Consider the following 3,154-nt stretch of genomic DNA (forward strand, 5'->3'; position numbering starts at 1 on the left):
AAACGCCGGACGGGCTGAAATTCAGCCTCTCCGGCGTTTGAGGAGCGGGGGGGCCGGGGGCTGGCCCCCGGGAACGGGGTCTGGGGCGGAGCCCCAGAAGGATGGGACGGGTAGGGGCGGCGGGGGCGAAAAAACCGCGCCAGGCATACGCCCCATCCGCACCACGACAGGAGAGCACAGGTCATGACCAGGGTCGCCGCCATCGACTGCGGCACCAACTCCATCCGCCTGCTCGTCGCCGACGCGGACCCGGCGACGGGCGAACTCGTCGACCTGGACCGGCGGATGACGATCGTCCGCCTCGGCCAGGGCGTCGACCGCACCGGCCGCCTCGCCCCCGAGGCCCTGGAGCGGACGTTCACCGCCTGCCGGGAGTACGCGACGGTCATCAAGGAGCACGGCGCGGAACGCCTCCGCTTCGTGGCGACGTCCGCCTCCCGCGACGCCGAGAACAGGGACGAGTTCGTACGCGGTGTCCTGGACATCCTGGGTGTCGAGCCCGAGGTCATCTCCGGCGACCAGGAGGCCGAGTTCTCCTTCACGGGCGCGACCAAGGAGCTGACCGGCAGGGACGACCTCGTGAAGCCCTTCCTCGTCGTGGACATCGGCGGCGGCTCCACCGAGTTCGTCGTCGGCGACGACCACGTCCGCGCCGCGCGCTCGGTCGACATCGGCTGCGTACGGATGACGGAGCGCCACCTCGTGCACGAGGGGACGATCGCGGACCCGCCGACACCGGACCAGATCGCGGCCGTCCGCGCCGACATCGCCGCAGCCCTCGACCTCGCCGAACAGACCGTCCCCCTGCGCGAGGCACACACGCTGGTCGGGCTCGCGGGATCCGTCACCACGGTGTCGGCGATCGCGCAGAACCTCTCCGAGTACGACCCGGCCGCCATCCACCACTCCCGGGTCCCGTACGACAAGGTCCGGGAGATCACCGAGCATCTCCTGGCCTCCACGCACGCGGAACGCTCCGCGATCCCGGCGATGCATCCGGGCCGTGTGGACGTGATCGGCGCCGGCGCGCTCGTACTGCTCTCGATCATGGAACGGATCGGGGCGAGCGAGGTCGTCGTGAGCGAGCACGACATCCTCGACGGCATCGCCTGGTCGGTTGCGTAGGCCCCTAAGCTACCCATGGGTAGCCTCGCCTGAGCCGTTCCGATAACGTATGAGCGCGTCCGAGGGGTCCTGAAAAGGCCGTCGGCGAGGCCCCTCGGAGAAAGTTCGTGAAGTTCTTCACAAGGAAATCGGGCCTGATGGGCAAGGTTTTCGCGTCCTGAGGCGGCCTGCGGGGCGTACTGGGTTCAACGGCGGGTGTACAGGCCCGTTTTCGAGGTGCCGGGAGGCGGTGGGACGGGCAGCTGGTTCAGGCGGTTCGCGGGCCCCAAGTGGCAGCTCACGCGGTGTTGACAGCGCTCTGTGAGGCGCGGTGGTTCCCCTGTCGGGGCATGGCCTGACGCATGCGGGCCGCGCAGTGTAGCAGAGGTGCTGCAGGAGCTTGTGAAGGGGCGCACGAGCTACCCCCCTGGAGCGGGTGGATACTCGATGGCATGAGCACCACGGAGCGTCCCAGGATCCTCGTAGTAGGCGGTGGGTACGTAGGCCTGTACGCAGCTCGGCGCATCCTCAAGAAGATGCGCTACGGCGAGGCGACCGTCACGGTCGTCGACCCCCGGTCGTACATGACCTACCAGCCCTTCCTCCCCGAAGCCGCCGCCGGCAGCATTTCGCCTCGGCACGTCGTCGTCCCGCTGCGACGCGTGCTGCCCAAGGCGGAAGTTCTCACCGGCCGGGTCACCACCATCGACCAGGACCGCAAGGTCGCACACATAGCCCCGCTGGTCGGCGAGGCGTACGAGCTGCCTTTCGACTACCTCGTCATCGCGATGGGCGCGGTCTCCCGCACCTTCCCGATCCCCGGCCTCGCCGAGCAGGGCATCGGCATGAAGGGCATCGAGGAGGCCATCGGCCTGCGCAACCATGTGCTTGAGCAGCTCGACAAGGCGGACTCCACGAACGACGACGAGGTCCGGCGCAAGGCGCTCACCTTCGTCTTCGTCGGCGGTGGCTTCGCCGGCGCGGAGACCATCGGCGAGGTCGAGGACATGGCCCGCGACGCGGCCAAGTACTACACCAACGTGTCCCGTGAGGACATGCGGTTCATCCTCGTCGACGCCGCGGACAAGATCCTCCCCGAGGTCGGCCCCAAGCTCGGCGCCTACGGCAAGGAGCACCTGGAGTCCCGTGGGGTCGAGGTGTACCTGTCCACCTCCATGGACTCCTGCGTCGACGGCCACGTGGTGCTGAAGAACGGCCTCGAGGTCGACTCCAACACGATCGTGTGGACGGCCGGTGTCAAGCCGAACCCCGTCCTGTCCCGCTTCGGTCTGCCGCTCGGCCCGCGCGGTCACGTCGACACCCAGGCGACCCTCCAGGTCCAGGGCAGCGACTACATCTGGGCCGCCGGCGACAACGCCCAGGTGCCGGACGTCGCCGCCCGCAAGGCCGGCGTCGAGAACGCCTGGTGCCCGCCGAACGCCCAGCACGCACTGCGTCAGGCGCGTGTCCTCGGTGACAACGTGATCTCCGGTATGCGGGGCTTCCCGCAGAAGGAGTACTCGCACGCCAACAAGGGCGCGGTGGCCGGTCTCGGCCTCCACAAGGGCGTCGCGATGATCGTCATGGGCAAGATGAAGATCAAGCTCAAGGGCCGTCTCGCCTGGTACATGCACCGCAGCTACCACGGCTTCGCGATGCCGACGTGGAACCGCAAGATCCGTGTCTTCGCGGACTGGACGCTCGCGATGTTCCTCAAGCGCGAGGTTGTTTCGCTCGGTGCCATCGAGACTCCTCGCGAGGAGTTCTACGAGGCTGCCAAGCCCGCCCCGGCGTCGGCGGTCCGGGCCGAGCCGGCTCCGGCCGCCAAGAAGACCGAGGAGAAGGCCAAGGCCTCCTGACCTCCGGTCGCTGAACAACCCGAAGGGGCCTCCCGCCATCCGTGGTGCGGGGGGCTCCTTCGGCGTTTTCCTCGCCCCCGCCGCCCCTACCCGTCCCATCCTCATCCCGGGGGCTGCGCCCCCAGACCCCCGTATCGGCCTGAACGGCCTCGTCCTCAAACGCCGGACGGGCTGAAATTCAGCCTCTCCGG

2 protein-coding genes are annotated in these 3,154 nt (G+C 68.7%); both read left to right on the forward strand.

The genetic code is table 11. The features are described from left to right. Positions 1-183: 183 nt before the first annotated feature. Positions 184-1,125 carry a Ppx/GppA phosphatase family protein gene (locus FGD71_RS35165; protein ID WP_119104614.1) on the forward strand — a complete coding sequence of 314 codons (942 nt, stop codon included), beginning with the start codon at positions 184-186 and terminating at the stop codon, positions 1,123-1,125. A 431-nt stretch (positions 1,126-1,556) separates the two neighbouring features. Continuing rightward, positions 1,557-2,963, forward strand: a complete 1,407-nt coding sequence (locus tag FGD71_RS35170) for an NAD(P)/FAD-dependent oxidoreductase (RefSeq protein WP_119104615.1) — start codon at positions 1,557-1,559, stop codon at positions 2,961-2,963. Positions 2,964-3,154: the final 191 nt, after the last annotated feature.

This window comes from Streptomyces sporangiiformans (assembly GCF_005768555.2).
GTDB classification, from domain to species: domain Bacteria; phylum Actinomycetota; class Actinomycetes; order Streptomycetales; family Streptomycetaceae; genus Streptomyces; species Streptomyces sporangiiformans.